Here is a 15,613-nt window from a genome sequence, read left to right as displayed (position 1 = left end):
ACTACCGGAATCAAATCCAAAAATTCTAATTCCGTTAACTCTTCTCTTCCCCCCCTTCACATCACGCACACCACCCCTGCATGACATGACCCCTCCCCCCGGAACCAGGCAGCCCCCCATGCTGGGGGGATGAAACGCATCTCCTTTAACGCCGGAGAACTCTCCCCGGAACTCCTCCAGCGCTCCGACCTGGACGCCTTCCACCGGGGCGCCTCCACCCTAATCAACTGGGACGTTTCCCAGATGGGAGGCATCCGACGCCGCAGGGGCATGCTTCCCTTCGCGGAGGCCTGGGAACGTTCCCGCCTCGCCCCCTACATCTACTCCAACTCCGACAATGAACGCTTCCTCATTGAAGTCTCAGGGGATGCCCTGCGCGTCCTCTCTCCGGACTCCGGCGAGGAACTGGCCCGGTTTGACGCTGAATTCGGAGAGGTGGAATCCCTGCGCTGGAAGCAGGTCAACAACCTCCTCCTCTTCACCCATCCGGCATGCCCTCCTCATGTCCTGAAACGGGAAAACAGCCAATGGAAGTTTGAGCCCTTCTCCTTCAAGGCCCACCCCTGGCGGCACACCGGCTACCGGGACGATCCCGTTCTCATCCTCACCCAGGCGGACGGCTCCTATTCCGTCGTCCTGCCGGACTCCCTCCCGGACGCGGAACGCTCCATGGAAAGCGGAGACATCCTGCGCGCCTCCTTCTACACGGAACAACAGGAAGCCTTCTCCTACCGTTCCTCCCTGCTGACCGGAGTCCGCAAAACGGAACTCCTCTCCCCTACCTCCTCCTTCGCCTCCGGCGCCAGGCTCGCCCTGCGCGGAGACTCCAGTTTAGCCTACTACGTCTGCATCAAGGATCTGGAAGCGGGCAGCTTCATTAACGGACTCAACGCTCCAGAAAACTACCCGGACAACTTTTTGAAAGCGGAAAGCACGGACGGATTCGATGCCCTTACCCCCATTTCCGGCCTCTCGGAACGCAACTACACCAAGAACGAAAAACTCGTCCTCAAGTCCGGCTACTGGGAATACTTCACCTGCATCCGCGCCTTCTCCGGTGCGGACGACTACGTGGAAGGGGCCGTTTCACCTGCCGACTACCCCGGCCACTTCGTCAGGGGCCTACCCATCGGGGATGCCCTGCCGTGCAAGGGCAACTGGGAATTCTACTGTTCCGGCGGCTGGTACGGCTCCTACGAGGTCCGCCGTTCCTATGACGGCCCCGGCCTGGACCGGGAATGGGAAACGCGCGGCTCCTCCTTCTCCCGCCTGGGCGCTTCCAGCAATACGCTCATCACCGGCACGGAATCCGGGGAGGAATGCCATGTGCGCCTCTTTCTCACCCGCAGCAAATACGTGGATGACTCCCTGGAAAACGGGTTCCCGGACGACACCTGCTCCAACAAGCTCGTCGTCTCCTCCTACAAGCACGACATGCTCCTGAAATACACGGAAACCATGGACGAAGACGCGGACGTTCCCGTCGCCTCCGGCTGGCAGTACGTCAGCCCCATCAAGCACGGCTTCACCGGGCGGAGGGAGGTGATCGACTGGAGCTGGTGCGCTTTCCGCCCCGCCTACGGCTACCCCATCCTCGCGGAAATCTTCGCCCAGCGGCTCGTCTTCGCTTCCACCGCCGCCCAGCCGCAATCCCTCTGGATGTCAAAAACGGACGACCTCAACAACTTTGACACCGGCACGCAGGATGACAGCGCCCTGGCCCTTACCCTCTCCACCACCTCCCAAAACGGCATCTGCTGGCTCATGGCCCACTCCTTCCGCCTGCTGCTGGGCACGGCGGACGCGGAATACATCATCTCTTCGGGCAACGCCGCCTCCCTGACGCACGCCACCGTCCGGGTGGAAAACCACGGTTACGTCGGCAGCGCCCCTGTTCCGGCCATCATGGCCGTGGACAAAGTCCTCTACTGCGAACGCGGAGGAGGCCGCCTTTATCAATACGGCTATGATTTCCAGTCAGACTCCTACGTCTCGCGGGATCTCACCGTCTTTGCCGATCACATCCTCGCGCAAGGCGGCGGCGTCACCGGGGGAACCATCCTGCGCAAGCCGGAAGCCCGCGCCGTCTTCACCCTGAAAGACGGGACGCTGGCCCTGATGACCTACAACTCCATGCACGAAGTCCACTGCTGGCACAGGTATGAGACTGCGGGGAAAATCACCTCCGTCGCCTCTCTCCCCAACGGTACGGACAGCGACTCCCTCTTCCTGGCCGTAGACCGGGAAGAGGGGCGGTATCTCGAAGTCATCCGGGACGATGACGTATATGTGGACCATGACCGGCTGGACTACACCTCCACCCTCATCACCAACGCCCTTACCTCCGTAGAGGCCAAAGTGCAGAAAGCCCCCGTCGCCACCGTCCAGGTCTGCCTGGCCGGGGAAACGCTGGTGGACGGCGTGGAAGTCTCCTGCGACGGCGTGCGCTGGGATAAGCTGGACCGCAACGACAGGACACTCCCTACCGGCTGGAACAACCTCATCACCTCCGGCCACTGGGATTACGAAACCGTCGTCGGCCTCCGCGTCCGTGGGGACCGCCCCCTGCGCCTTCTCGCCCTCCAGGGCTGATAACCGCCTGTCCGCCTCCCGTATCCTTCCTCTCCTCGCTCATGGAACTGACTCCGGAACAGTACCAGGAAATCAAGACGCTGCTCGATGACCGCAAGTGGCGTCTCAACAACCTCTACTGGATCATTGACAAGGAGGGGCTGCTCCAGCGTTTCTGCATGAACTGGGCGCAGGAAGAACTCTACGACAAGCTCCACTACCGCAACGACATCCTGAAAGTGCGCCAGCTCGGCATCTCCACCTTTGCCGCCATCCTGGAGCTGGACGCCGCCCTCTTCACCCCCAACATCACCTGCGGCGTCATCGACCGCACCCGCCCGGAGGCGGAAAAGAAGATGGATAAGATGCACTTCGCCTTCGACCACCTGGACTACCTTCCCGAAAATCCCACGGAACGGGACCGCCTCATCGCCTTCATCGGCTCCCTGATCAAGGACGAGATGAAAGGGGCGGCCTTCACCCAGTCCGATGTCAAATTCCCGAACGGCTCCACTGTCTATGCCGCCACCTCCCTGCGCGGCGGAACCCTTCAGATTCTCCATATCTCGGAACTGGGAGCCATTGCCGCCCACGATCCCAAAAAGGCCTCGGAAATCATGACCGGCGGCTTCAACACCATCTCCAAAACCGGCATCATCATCAAGGAATCCACCCACGAAGGAGGCCAATACGGCCTCAACTACTCTCTCACGGTGGCCGCCATGGACATGGTGGGCAAGCCCCTCTCCCCTCTGGACTTCCGTTTCTTCTTCTTCTCCTGGATTCGTCAGCATGAATACCGGCTGGAAGGCTGCAAGCCCTCCGGCGACCGGGAAATGCAGAAATACTTCAAGTCCCTGGAAAAGGACTATAACATCATTCTCGATGATGAGCAGAAAGCCTGGTATGAATCCATGGCCCGCACCCAGGGCTGGCTCATGCGCCAGGAATACCCCACGGTTCCGGATGAAGCGCTCAATCCCATCGCGGCAGGCACCATTTTCGGGAGTCAAATCAACCGCCTCCGGGAACTGGGTCGCCTCACGGCGGAGTTTGAGGTGGACGCCTTCTTGCCCGTCTATGCCGCGTGGGACATCGGAGTGGCGGATTTCATGTCCATCTGGATCATCCAGCCCGGATCGGACGGCAAATTCTACTTCCTGGACAACATCACCGCCAACGGCCTGACACTGGACTGGTACATCGCTGAAATCCACAAACGTGAAGCCCGGGACGGCTACCACATCCGTGACTGCCTCCTTCCCCACGACTGTGAAAACCGCGTTCCTGGCGGCACCTCCTTCCTAGCCTCCCTGGAGCGCGCCGGGTTTTCCTGCTTCCGCATCCCTTGTACCCGGGACCGCTGGGCCTCCATTGACGCCGCCCGCCGCCTCCTGCGCCACGCCGTCATCCACGCCAGATGCTCCGAGAAAACGAATGTCGAGGGCGTCAAGGAAGGCTACCTCTCCGGCGTCAGCGCCCTCTCCAATTACAAAACCGCCCCTCCCGGAGCCAACGGTACCCGGAAAACGGAACCCCTCCATGATGTCTGCTCCCACGCCGCCGATGCTTTGCGCACCTTCAGCGAAGCGCACGAAGCCGGTTATATCTCAAAACAACTCGGCTGGCGGCAGGATGAAGTGGAGGAACATCCCTCTCCTTACAAGGGCCTTGCCAAGGGCACGGACATACTCTGGTAATGTTTAAAGAAGCAATAAAGATTATAATCAATCATCTTTACTCAACATATTACTACACCAACCACAATAATTATCATCTTCGCTAACTTCTTCAATGGGAATTGAAGAACCACAACGCTCGCAACAATTAGATTGTTCATATCCACAGTTGTCGCATTTGAAAATCATTTCATCGCCGTCTTCTTCCAGCGTTTTTTCACCGCATTGAGGGCATATCCCTAAAGTAGGATCACCGCCGTTCTTGATATTGTAGTGCTCATCATGCTCACTCTGGATTATTTCTATCGGAGAATATTTCTCTTTGCAATAACGGCATTCCATAACCGGATCATCCTTCTTTCCAGTCGGACTCAATAAGGAAGAAAAACAATTAGGACATAACGAATGTTTCATTCTCGCTTCTAACTGTTCTGAGAAAAAACAAAAATTCACATACTCCTCTTCTATCCTCTTTTTTTCTTCCTGAACAAGTTGATAGGATTGCTCAATCTTTTTCCACTGATCTCTGTCTATCCAGTTTTCAATGGTTTCATCTTCAAATCCGTTGATGAAATCTAAAATAATATGATGAGCTTTCACCAAAAGCTCTTCCAGATAATCATCGGAAACATCCGCGCTGAAATGTTCCAATTCATTCCGTGCCTGATTGAGTTGTTCCAAATACTTTTCCTGATAATCTACATGAAATTTCTTGAATAATTTTTTGATATCATGGACATTGACGGTTTTTGCCTTTCTATTCAGCATTTTCTCATTCAGCCATGCCTTGTTTGATTCCTTGTCCGATTCCAGAAAGATGAGACACCTGTCTGTAGACAGTCTCAAAAGCCGTTCCTTGAACATGATTAGAATCCCGGCATAGATATTTCTGAGCGCGGAAATCATGCGGAATTTCTTATCCCGGTCATGCTTGTCTTTCGCCAGAAAATAATCTTCTATTCCTATTCGAATACTTCCCTTGGCATTCTCCATAAGGGGGCTTGGCTGACACGGTATATAGCTCATCACAAAAAATAGTTGTTCTTATACTGATAACACATTCCAACATGCCCGTCCATCCCGGAGCCAACGGCACCCGGAAAACGGAACCCCTCCATGATGTCTGCTCCCACGCTGCCGACGCCCTGCGCACTTTCAGCGAAGCGCACGAAGCCGGTTATATCTCAAAACAACTCGGCTGGTGGCAGGATGAAGTGGAGGAACGTCCCTCTCCTTACAAGGGCCTTGCCAAGGGCACGGACATCCTGTGGTAGAGCGAACAATGCCATCTCGGGCAACGGGGCCGGCTGGTTTTTTTTGCGCCTGGAAGGGAAAAAATGTAGAGGATTCTTGGCGGCGCGTGGAGGATGTGGTAAGGTGAGAGTCTAATCAACCATGAGCAGGGCGTTAAAAAGGATTTTCGTGCATGGGTTCCCGTCGCTTTACGGCGGGGCGGGGACGGAGCTGCACCACCAGATGATCGTGTGGCGGAAGATGGGAATGGATGTCCACCTCATCCCGACCGGGGACGGTTTCTACCCGGAAGGCCTTTATGTGGAACTGCTGCGGCTGGGGGTGGTCATCCACGCGGCGGACGACTGGACGGCCCTGGAGCCGGGCGACCCGGTGATGGGGTTCTGCAACAGCGAGTTTCTGGACGCCATCCCGGAGATCCGGAAACATACGAAGCGCACCGTCTTTGTGAACTGCATGACATGGCTCTTCGACAAGGAGAAGGAATTGATGAAGGAAGGGCTGATTGCCATGTTCCTCTACCAGAACGAGGAGGTGAGGCAGAAGAACATGCCCCTCCTGCAAGGGCTGAACGCGGACCCGTCCGTCCGGTTCATGACGTTTAAGCCGTACTTCCACAGCGACGCCTTCCCCTTTATTACGGAGAGGACGGACGAGTATTTCGGGTGCGGGAGGATTTCCCGCCAGGACGCGGACAAGTTCGCCCGGAACACGCTGCAAATCTATGAATACTTCGTCTCCCCGGTGCCCAAGCGCGGCCTCTTCCTGGGGTTCGACCACCGGAGCGAGGAGAAGATCGGCAAGCCCTACGACTGGATCAGGACGGCGCGGGACCAGACGGAAGTCTCCCAGCAGGAGTTTTACAAGCACTGCAAGATCGTGCTGCAACCCACGGACACGACGGAGAACTGGCCGCGCGTGGGCTTCGAGGCGATGGCCTCCGGCAGCGTGCTGATTGTCGATAACCGGGGCGGGTGGCGGCAGATGGTGGAACACGGCAGGACCGGCTGGCTCTGCGACCATGAGAGGGACTTTATCTACTACGCCTCCCGGATGGCATACGAGCCGCACTGGCGCGACGACATGGCGGAGGCGGCGCGGGAGCGCGGCCTGGAACTCGGCGGGCTGGAAGCGTCGTCCGCCAGTTGGGAGGAAGTGTTCGACGCGATGGCGAAGCTGCCCGAATAGGGACAGGAGGGCAGCGAGTCCCTACATCCGAAACCTTGGGTTCCCCCTCAATGACACGAAACGAGCTTATGAACGAGAAGAAGAGAGTTTCCATCCTGGTGGGCATCTGTTCCGGCCAGGGGCTGGAGGAACGGCGCAACGCCGTGCGGGACTCCTGGCTCCGGCACCCGCAGAAGGGCGTGGAGTGCCTGTTCTTTATCGGCGGCGAAGCGGCGGAAGAGGAACGGGGCGATACCGTAGGGCTGGGCGCCCCGGACACGTACAACGGGCTTCCGGCCAAGGTGCTGGCCTTCTTCCGCTACGGACTTGAGCACTACGACTTCGACTGGATTTTCAAGTGCGACGACGACACGTACCTGGACCTTTCCCGGCTGCCTGAACTGGCGGACTCCCGGTACGGCCTGATCGGGGATGCCCTGCTGGGCGAGCGGAAAGCCCCCAGCGGCGGGGCGGGCTACTTCCTCTCCCGCGCGGTGGTGGAGGAAATTGCCGCCAGGCCGGACGTGCCGCTCACGGGGGCGGAAGACCTCATCTTCGGGAAGCTGGCCCTTGAAACCGGGGCGGAGTACCTGGTGACGCCGAGGCTCTTCCTCTCCAACGTGCGCTACCCGCTGCCGGACAACGACACGGTAACGGCGCACTGGTGCATCCCCTCCGTGCTGCGCGCCATGGACGTGCTGCGTCACGGTACGCCCGCCGCCGTGTACAGGGGCATCCACCCCCACTGGGACGACTCCTTCCTCTTTTACCGGGAGGGGGTGTTCCGGAGGGCGTCCTCCCCGGACTTCGGATGGTGGAAACTCGGCGGGGAGACCCGGGACACGCTGACATTGGCCTGGAAGCGGTGGGACCCGATGGAACTGGAATGGAAGGGGGAAAACTTCCAAGGCCCCTCCGTGACCCTGGCGAGGCTGGATGGTTCCCGCTCGCTCTGGGAACTGCCGCCTCCGGACGAAGGAGCGCTGGAATGAGAAGGCAATTCCGGGCGTGACAGCACTTCCAAAAAAAGATAAAAAGGCGGGATGGAAAAGAGTTCTGACGGTACGGAGCCCAAGGAGATCAAGGCCTATATCTACATGACGTATGAGAACATGCTCAAGGTACTGGCCGGAGGAGCCCTGAAGGTGCGCACCATCGACGAGTGCAACGATCCCTATGAGTTCATGCCCGCCGGACCGGAAGGGGAAAAATGGTCAAAAGAGTATGAGATGGCGTTTATCTGCTTTTCCTCCCTTTACAATTCCGGAGCGATGTGGGCGCACTACGGCGACAAGCACAAGGGGGTATGCCTGGAGTTTACCTTCCCCCTGCGCCAGCTAAACGTTGAAGACGAGTACTCCTATTATATTCTGGATATTGAACTGAAAGAAGACTCGCTTATTTCGTTTAGCTGGAGAAAGCGGGATAAAACCCATCTCTATTATTGTGTGCTGTTTAATATGAAATATAAGAAAGAGCGCCAAAAATTTGAGTATGGCATGGTCGGAACCAGCATGATGGGTGACCGCCTGATGTGTGATGTAGATAAATGTCTCTTAACAAAAGATAAGTCTTGGCACTATGAGGAAGAACTGCGGATACTCGTCTCCTTGCCAGAGAAGGATGTTAGGAAGGAGGAGGACTATTTCGTAGATTGCTTCCACAAGTATTTGACGGGGATTATCCTGGGAATCAAATGCCAGAAGGACGCGGAAAGCGTTGAAAAGATTGTCGAACTTTTCCGGAAGGACGGGGACGGACCTATCCAGGTGTACCAGGCCCAGTATTCCGAAAAGACATTTGACGTTCTCGTTCCCGGGATCGACAAGGCCCCGGAACCCCCTAGAGCCGGGGATTGAGACAACAGCAAAAGAGCGGATGCCATGTACAAGATACTCGTCGTAAGTTTGCCCGGCTCCCCGAAGAGGGAGACCCTAAGCGCCCGGCTCCTGGAACAGGGGCTGGCCTGGGAGTGGGTGGACGGCGTGCGCCTGGAAGCCGTGGAAGAAGCCGCGCCGGAGGAGTACAGCGACCTGGAGGCCTACCGCATTCCGCGACTGAAGACGGACCCGGACTACATCCGCCGCGCGGTGGGCTGCAAGCGGGCCATGCGGAATGCGCTGGCGTGGGCCGCGTGCTGCGAGGAGGAATGGGTGGTCATCCTCCAGGACGACGCGCGGGTGATGCCGGAGTTTGACGTGAAGCTGCGGGATCTCCTCAGCAAGGCGCCAGCCAGCACTGGAGCCGTGATGCTGCATTACGAGGGAAGCGCCGTCCTTGACTGCGGGGAATGGAAGGAAGTCACGGGAGATTTGCGCAGCATGGCCGCCTTTGCCGTGCGCCCGGCGTACGCTGAGGCGATGGAAGATTTCCTCTCCTCCTGGGGAGGCGAGGACGACCGCATCTGGACTCCCCTTGTCCGGCGAGGCGACCTGATCCTGGCCGCCAAGCCGATGCTCGTCCGGACCAACCACAAGGGAAGCGACATAACCAGCGGCATTCCGGAACTGACCGGGTATTGGAAATAGGTTTCTCAGGAAGAAGCTTTTGTGTGGAAGAGACGTTCCAATGCTTCCTTAGCTTTTTCATGTCCCTGGTCCGCCGCTTTTTGAAGCCATTTCTGTGATTCCTGGATATCACGAGGAATATCTTTAAAATATGGTATTTCCCCGGAATAACAGCCTCCCAAATGATATTGCGCTTCCGCGTGTCCTTGTGTTGCCGCTTTTTTCCACCATTCTAGTGCTTTAGTTATATCCATACGCAATCCTCCCAATCCCAACAGATAGAATATTCCCATATTGTTCTGGGAATTAGCATCCCCCTGTTCCGCGGCTTTGTTGAACCAATAGACCATTTTTTCAATCTTGCTCTGTACTTCAGGATCTATTTGCGAATATTCTTTTTGGACAAGTTTTTGTGCTTGGTCTTTTGTTTTTTCAAATATTAGCGTAAATGTTTTAAGAACAAATTCTTGCACATCTTTTTCATTGAGGTATAAGCAAGCCAAATTATATTGAGCATCCGGATGGCCTTGTTCCGCTGATTTTTCCAACCAATAAAATGACTGAGAGATGTCTTTTTTTACACCTTTCCCCAATGAATAACATGCTCCCATATAATATTGAGCATTTCGGTCTCCTTGGTTTGCTGATTTTTCAAACCAGAAAAAAGCTTTCTTCTCGTCTTGAGGAACCCCTTCGGCTCCCAAATAATACATTAAGCCCAGATTATATTGAGCATCCGGATCGTCTTGATTTGCTGATTTTTCAAACAAGGGGAAAGCTTTTTTCTCGTCTTTGGGAACTCCTTCAACTCCGTAATAATAAATCGATCCCAAATTATATTGCGCTTCAGCATCCCCCTGTTTGGCAGCTTTTTGAAGCCATTCTACCGCCAGGGGCATGTCTTTCCTAGTTCCTTTCCCTTGCAGGTAACAGCCAGCCACAATAGATGCTCCCTTGGCATTCCCCTGTTCGGCAGATTTCATCGCCCAGGTAAACGCTTTCCCGTAATCCTGAGCGACGCCGTTACCCTTCCCATAGCAGATACTCACTTGAGTCTGCGCATCCGCATTGCCCTCTTCAGCAGCCTGTAAGAGCTTCTCAAAACTGCCATATGTACCAAACGGAGATTCCTGCGTAACAACTGTTTTTTCAGGTGTTTCCTGTTGCTGGGCTAATGCAGCAGGCATTTGAAGAAACAGCCCCGAAACGAGCAAATAGAGAGACAGCCGGGCAGGAAAACGCCAGAGGATGTCTTGTGGAGTTCTGTCTTTGGCAGCAGCCAAAGACAAGTTGAATGTCATGTTTTTCATAATATATTTATTTTCATGGTTCAATTAATCAAAAAGTGCGTTTAAAAAACAAGCCCGCTGAATGATTACCTCTAAAATCTGTCGCTCCTGCAACGTTTACACTCCAATTTTTAGTAATATTTCCACTAATTGTCACTGAGCCCATTGCACCGATTTTTGTATCATACACTGCTCCAGCTTGTCCTTGGAAACCACCTACAGAAGCTGACGCATCAACTCCTGCTGAACCGCTGCCACCACCAGCTGATGACCCCGAACCTGTTATACCTACATCTATTCCTCTTAGAGGCTCTGTCACAGTTACTTTTCCTCCAACATCCCCATTTGTGTTTAGAGTAGAAGTTCCTTGAATTTTTGTTCCTCCAGGAGTTTTTCCTGTTCCTGTTACACTCACACCATCATCAGTAAGCTGAACTTTAATAGGTGGATCTCCTTTAGGTTTTTCCCTAATTGCGCTGGGGGGAACTTTGGTTTCTCCACCATCCCCACCATCCCCACCGTCCCCACCATCTCCATCGTCTCCTTTTTCTTTCTTCTTCGAGTCGTCCTCGTCTTCCGGGGTAGTCGGATCATCAGTTTCATCATCATCATCGTTTTCCGCATTTGGTTCTTCGGGTTCGGGTTGAGGATTCGGGCAGGTCTGGCCGTTTGTCGGCGCGGGCGTGCCGGGATCTCCGGGAACGGGGGTGGAACCACTGCCCGATTCTTCTTCCAGGCCCATCCAGTCCGACACCATGCGGTTCCCGGCGAAGGCGTAGAGGTTGAGGCCGCCTTCCTCCCCGAGGGGATCGCGGCTCACCCACCTGCCGTCCTGCGGGTTGTAGTAGCGGTAGTTGTAATAGACGAGGCCCGTCTCTTCGTCACAGACTTCACTGCCCCATTGCACGGGGCTGGCGACTGTGCCGGAGAAGGCCTTTTTCCCGAAGGGGGAGTAGTCGTACTGGCCGACGAGCCGCCCGGTGATGTCGAACACTTCCGTGACGTTCTTGTTCTGGTCATGCCCGAAGAGGTAGGCCTGGTGGTTTTTCACCAGCACGAGGGGACGCGTCGCCCGGGGGGCGGTCGGGTCCCACAGGAGGGCGTGGTTCACGGAACTGCCGTTCTGGAGGTTCAGGGAGGCCACCTGCACGTACCCGCGGTAGAGGTAGCGTTCATGCAGGATGATGACGGAGCCTTGGAGCGTCACTTTTTTGGAATGGCGGCGTCCTTCGGCGTCGTAGCCGCATTCGACGACGGTGGCACCGTCCGACGACGTAAAGCGGACGGGACGGTTCCACGCGTCGTAGAGGACGTTCCAGATACCGGTGGGAGTCAGGATTTTCGTCTGGTTGCCGTCCGCATCGTAGGCCGGGGTGAAGCTTTCCGCCGTCTTCTCAAGCAGGGTGTACTGGTCCAGGGAGTTGGCCGTGTAGGCCGTGGAGGTTCCCGTCTCCGTGGCCGTCTGCCGGTTGCCGATGTTGTCGTAGGCGTACTGGTAGGCGTACTGGTAGGCGTCCGTCCCCAGGGTGGCCCCGGTGAGTTCGCCGCGGCCATTGTAGGAGAAGGAATGGGACGCCGCCGCACCGGAGCCGCGCTTCTGCGAACGGGCGGTGAGGCGGGAGAGATCGTCATAGGAGTAGGAACGCTCCGCCAGGGGGGAGGAGGAAGAGGATTGCCTGATCCGGGCGGATGCGAGCAAGTCGCGGTCCGGTTCGTAGGAACGCTCGTCCAGGAGGCTTCCGGGGAGCGATATGCTCCGGATGAATTCGGAGCCGGGCAGGTAATCGAAGGCGAAGCTCTGCTCCAGGGTGCCGGAGGTGAGGACTGCCGTGCCGATCCTGCCGTCCGCCGCGTAGCCGATGGCCGTGGAGAACAGGCTGGAGGTGGCCGACGAGAGGCCGTATTCATCCAGCCGCCCGTGGGCGTCGTAGCTGTTGAGGAGGCTGTAGTCAGAAGCATTCGACGCGAAGGTCTCCCCGGTGATGTCCCCGTAGTGGTTATACTCCACGGTGCGGGTTCCGGAACCGTCCGTCACGCCCGTGATCCAGCCGAGGTGGTTGTACGAGTAGGTGACGGAAGGCGTGGCGGCATCCGAAGAGACGATGGAGAGGAGTTCCCCAGTCAGGGGGTTGTAGGTGCGGGAGGAGGTTGCCCCCCGGACATTGGTGGTGGAGATCAAACGGTTCATGGCGCCGTAGGCCATGTGCTCGGAAGTGGCGTCCGGGTAGTTTTTTTGGATGGGGAGGTCCCCCTGCCAGGCGTATACCCAGGTGGTCGTGTCCCCGTCGGTGCGCCCGGTGGGGTCCGTGACGATGGAGCCGGAAGGCACGCGGAAGGTCGTCAGCGAGGAGAGGTTGCCGTTGGCGTCATACCCGCAGCAGACGGGCTGGACCCCGGTGCCGTATACGGCGGTGAGGCGGGCGCAGGAGTCGTACTTGTAGCAGGTGGTGAAGCCCAGGGCGTTGGTGACGAGGGAGGGCAGGCCCGTGACGGGATCATAGGCCGTGGCGGTTTCCTTCCCGGCGCCGTCCCTGACGAGGACGACGCGCCCGGCGGGATCGCGCTTGACGGTGACGGCAATGCCGCGGCCATCCGTCTCCGTCACCGTCGTACCGGCAGAGGTGAAGGAGCGCGAGGCGGTCGTCACGGTTCCGGAGTGGTCCTTGCGGTAGGTGGCGAAGCCGTCCTCCAGGCGGATTTCCGCCGTGACGGAGGAGGTGGGGATGGTGCGCCGCCACGTGCGCTTTCCGTCGCCGTCGTATTGCGTCCACTCGATGATGACGTTGCCGTACAGATCCGTCGAGACGGTCTTGCTTTCCAGCGTGGGGCTGAGTTCCGAAACCAGTTGCGCCCGCGACCGGGAGAGGGGCTGGCCGGAGGCGTCATACGAGGTGGCGGTCACAACGGAGTACACCCCGTCGGCACGCTCTTCATAGGTGCGGACGTATTCCACGATGCGGGAATTCTGCGGGGTGGGCTCGGGAGAGAGAGGCATGAGCTTGCGGGAGAGTTTGCCCATGGCGTCGTATTCGTAGAGGAAGGGGACGCCGAGCCTGCTCTCCGAGACGAGCTGGTTTTTCGCGTTGTAGCTCTTCTCCGCGACGAGCTGCATAGCGAGGGAGGAATCGACGGGGGCGAGGTATTCACGGCGTTTTCTGCCGAGCCAGTCGGTCTCCTCGCTGCCGGGAATCTGGGAGGAGGAATAGCTGCGGATGGTCGTACAGAAGGCCTCCTCGGCGGCATAGGAGTAGGAGACGGGACGCTTCCCGGCGGCAGCCAGGGCGTGCAGGGAGGAGTCCTTGTTGTAGTCGGTCGTTTCCTGGGCGCCCGCCGGAAGGGTGACGACTTTGCGCAAGCCCTTGTTCTGGTAGCTGTACGCGGTGGTGAGGCCCCGGGCGTCCGTCTCCGAGGTCAGGCGTCCGAGAATGTCGTAGGTCCTGGCGGTCGTGCGGCTCATGGCGCCGATGTCTTCCCGGATGGAGAGGGCGCGGCCGAAGGAGTCCCGCGTGTAGGTGGTGATGGATTCCGGAGTCGTCGCCGTGGCGGAGCGGATGATTTCCACAAGCTGGCGGGCGGAGTTGTAGCCGTAGGAGAGAATCACGCCATCCTCGTCCACACGGCGCAGAGGGCCGCAGCATCCCCATTCCGCCGTGCTGACGCGTCCATTGCCGCGGGTGGTCTTGATCAGGCGTTTTTCCCCGTCGTACTCGTAACCGGCGGATGAGACGAGGCTCCATCCCTGGCCGGTGTGGACGTATTTCTCATTGCGCAGGAGGGTTTCATCCTCCGCGATGTACTGGATTGTGCGTTCGCTGCGGCCCGGCATGACGGCGCCGTTGACGCGGGTTTCCGTCGTAACCTTCCACCGGGCGCCGTACGAGGTTGTGTCTTCATAGACAGCGACCTTCTGGACGCCGTTGAATCCCTGTTTCATCCGGGTGCGCCCCCGGGAGTATTCATTGGAGGCCTGTTCCCCGTAGAGTTCCCGGATTTTGACGAGGGGAACGGTTTCCCCGGCTGCGAGGATGCTGGTCGTGATGCGGTTGAGGAGGGGGGAGTCCTCGTAGGTGAAGGTGGTCGTCTTGAGCACGGTCTCCTCCCCGGTGGAAACGTGTTCCAGGGAGACCTGCCTGGTGGCCGGGCGGCAGTCGTTGAAGCGCAGGTCGGCGTAGGTGGTGCGCACGACGTATTCGTAGTCCCCGTCCGTCCAGGGGGAGGCTTCCATGGTGACGCGCCCCTGGGAGTCGTACTCGTAGCGGGTGTAGCCTCCGTCCGGCAGGGCCTTGACGGAGACGCGGAACTGGCTGTTATAGGTGTAGGACGTGGTGCGGGCCAGAGCGGTGCCGTAGCCCTCCGTGCGGCTCAGGACGAGCCATCCGCCGTCCGTGTACTTCTTCACGACGCGCTCGCAGAAGGAGGGGGCCGTTTCCCGGAATCCCTGGACGGTCTTGATCTCCTCCCACTTGTCTCCGGAAAGCATGTTGCGCTCATAGGTGGTGACGATGCGCTCGTCCCCCGAGCCTTGGGTGATGATGGTCTTGTTCCCCTCGATGCGGCGTTCCTTGACGAGGGCTTCGTGCCCGGCCTCCTGGGTGGTGATGCTCATCGTCCTGACGGAGGGGTTCCATTCATAGGTGTAGACCTTGACGGGAGTGCCCTGGGGGAGGGTTTCCCCGCGGGCGTTCCTGGCGAGCCGTGCCGGGGGGAACTGGGAGATGGTCAGCCTGTTGGGCGTGCGTGCAAATTCCAGCACGCCGTCCCTGGAGCTGGCGATGCGTTCGATGTCGCCCAGGGAGTTCCTGGTGACTTCCACCTGGGAGTCAAACGAGCTTTTCGGAATGACGGCCCCGGTCCTGGTGGTCATGGAGTGGACCTGCCCGGAGGCCAGGTCAAGCGTCTGGGAGGAACCGTCTCCCTGGACGATTTTGACGAAGGCCGGGGAATTGTCCGTACAGGGGGTCATGTCCGCCTTGAGGAACTGTCCGAGGGCAATGCCCCGGCGCGTGATTCCGTCGCGGTTGGCCGTCGCGTTCCCCGGAATGCCCTTGAAGAAGAGGGAGCCGCCCGCGGACTGGTTGACCTGGACGGACTTGGTGGAAGCATCGTAGCGGACGGTCATGCCCATGGGAGTGGCGAAACCGACCTT

Annotated in this window: 11 protein-coding genes; 7 read left to right on the top strand and 4 right to left on the bottom strand. The window is 58.0% G+C overall.

The window, feature by feature from the left end:
• Positions 1-129: 129 nt before the first annotated feature.
• On the top strand, positions 130-2,592 hold the full coding sequence (locus QET40_RS04565; RefSeq protein WP_280125990.1) for a hypothetical protein: 2,463 nt from the start codon (positions 130-132) through the stop codon (positions 2,590-2,592).
• Positions 2,593-2,633: 41 nt separating this feature from the next.
• On the top strand, positions 2,634-4,271 hold the full coding sequence (locus tag QET40_RS04560) for a hypothetical protein (RefSeq protein ID WP_280125989.1): 1,638 nt from the start codon (positions 2,634-2,636) through the stop codon (positions 4,269-4,271).
• A gap of 27 nt (positions 4,272-4,298) precedes the next feature.
• On the opposite strand, the gene QET40_RS04555 is transcribed toward QET40_RS04560, so the two are convergent.
• Positions 4,299-5,243 (bottom strand): hypothetical protein, encoded by a 945-nt coding sequence (locus QET40_RS04555; protein WP_280125988.1) that lies wholly within the window; start codon positions 5,241-5,243, stop codon positions 4,299-4,301.
• 74 nt (positions 5,244-5,317) lie between these two features.
• On the opposite strand from QET40_RS04555, the gene QET40_RS04550 reads away from it, so the two are divergent.
• Both QET40_RS04550 and QET40_RS04545 read left to right on the top strand, forming a co-directional pair.
• Positions 5,318-5,524, top strand: coding sequence for a hypothetical protein (locus QET40_RS04550; protein WP_280125987.1), 207 nt, complete (start codon positions 5,318-5,320; stop codon positions 5,522-5,524).
• Between the two features lie 121 nt (positions 5,525-5,645).
• On the top strand, positions 5,646-6,692 hold the full coding sequence (locus QET40_RS04545; RefSeq protein ID WP_205575410.1) for a glycosyltransferase: 1,047 nt from the start codon (positions 5,646-5,648) through the stop codon (positions 6,690-6,692).
• A 47-nt stretch (positions 6,693-6,739) separates the two neighbouring features.
• Here the strand turns inward: QET40_RS04545 and QET40_RS04540 are convergent, their stop codons facing one another.
• The gene (locus QET40_RS04540; protein ID WP_280125986.1) at positions 6,740-7,378 is read right to left on the bottom strand and encodes a hypothetical protein; all 639 of its coding nucleotides are present in this window, start codon (positions 7,376-7,378) and stop codon (positions 6,740-6,742) included.
• Between QET40_RS04540 and QET40_RS04535 the strand changes: the two genes are divergently transcribed.
• The 3 genes from QET40_RS04535 to QET40_RS04525 are packed head-to-tail and all read left to right on the top strand — an operon-like array spanning position 7,361 to position 9,199.
• Entirely contained in the window at positions 7,361-7,663 is a 303-nt protein-coding gene (locus tag QET40_RS04535; protein WP_280125985.1) for a hypothetical protein, read from the top strand. The genes QET40_RS04540 and QET40_RS04535 overlap by 18 nt on opposite strands.
• Positions 7,664-7,714: 51 nt before the next feature.
• Entirely contained in the window at positions 7,715-8,530 is an 816-nt protein-coding gene (locus QET40_RS04530; protein WP_280125984.1) for a DUF2971 domain-containing protein, read from the top strand.
• A gap of 24 nt (positions 8,531-8,554) precedes the next feature.
• Positions 8,555-9,199, top strand: coding sequence for a hypothetical protein (locus QET40_RS04525; protein WP_280125983.1), 645 nt, complete (start codon positions 8,555-8,557; stop codon positions 9,197-9,199).
• A 5-nt stretch (positions 9,200-9,204) separates the two neighbouring features.
• On the opposite strand, the gene QET40_RS04520 is transcribed toward QET40_RS04525, so the two are convergent.
• Together QET40_RS04520 and QET40_RS04515 are read right to left on the bottom strand one after the other, a co-directional pair.
• The gene (locus QET40_RS04520; protein WP_102727172.1) at positions 9,205-10,488 is read right to left on the bottom strand and encodes an SEL1-like repeat protein; all 1,284 of its coding nucleotides are present in this window, start codon (positions 10,486-10,488) and stop codon (positions 9,205-9,207) included.
• 28 nt (positions 10,489-10,516) lie between these two features.
• Positions 10,517-15,586 (bottom strand): RHS repeat-associated core domain-containing protein, encoded by a 5,070-nt coding sequence (locus tag QET40_RS04515; RefSeq protein ID WP_280125982.1) that lies wholly within the window; start codon positions 15,584-15,586, stop codon positions 10,517-10,519.
• Positions 15,587-15,613: the final 27 nt, after the last annotated feature.

Source organism: Akkermansia sp. N21169 (assembly GCF_029854675.1).
In the GTDB taxonomy this organism is placed as follows: Bacteria; Verrucomicrobiota; Verrucomicrobiia; order Verrucomicrobiales; family Akkermansiaceae; genus Akkermansia.
Note: the sequence above shows the minus strand (reverse complement) of the source record. Positions and strands in the feature narration are given on the sequence as shown.

Excerpts from the sequence above, each read along its gene's own strand:
- QET40_RS04565 (WP_280125990.1), top strand. The coding sequence starts at position 130 with ATGAAACGCATCTCCTTTAACGCCGGAGAACTCTCCCCGGAACTCCTC.
- QET40_RS04560 (WP_280125989.1), top strand. The coding sequence starts at position 2,634 with ATGGAACTGACTCCGGAACAGTACCAGGAAATCAAGACGCTGCTCGAT.
- QET40_RS04555 (WP_280125988.1), bottom strand. The coding sequence starts at position 5,243 with ATGGAGAATGCCAAGGGAAGTATTCGAATAGGAATAGAAGATTATTTT.
- QET40_RS04550 (WP_280125987.1), top strand. The coding sequence starts at position 5,318 with ATGCCCGTCCATCCCGGAGCCAACGGCACCCGGAAAACGGAACCCCTC.
- QET40_RS04545 (WP_205575410.1), top strand. The coding sequence starts at position 5,646 with ATGAGCAGGGCGTTAAAAAGGATTTTCGTGCATGGGTTCCCGTCGCTT.
- QET40_RS04535 (WP_280125985.1), top strand. The coding sequence starts at position 7,361 with ATGGACGTGCTGCGTCACGGTACGCCCGCCGCCGTGTACAGGGGCATC.
- QET40_RS04530 (WP_280125984.1), top strand. The coding sequence starts at position 7,715 with ATGGAAAAGAGTTCTGACGGTACGGAGCCCAAGGAGATCAAGGCCTAT.
- QET40_RS04525 (WP_280125983.1), top strand. The coding sequence starts at position 8,555 with ATGTACAAGATACTCGTCGTAAGTTTGCCCGGCTCCCCGAAGAGGGAG.
- QET40_RS04520 (WP_102727172.1), bottom strand. The coding sequence starts at position 10,488 with ATGAAAAACATGACATTCAACTTGTCTTTGGCTGCTGCCAAAGACAGA.
- QET40_RS04515 (WP_280125982.1), bottom strand. The coding sequence starts at position 15,586 with ATGACCGTCCGCTACGATGCTTCCACCAAGTCCGTCCAGGTCAACCAG.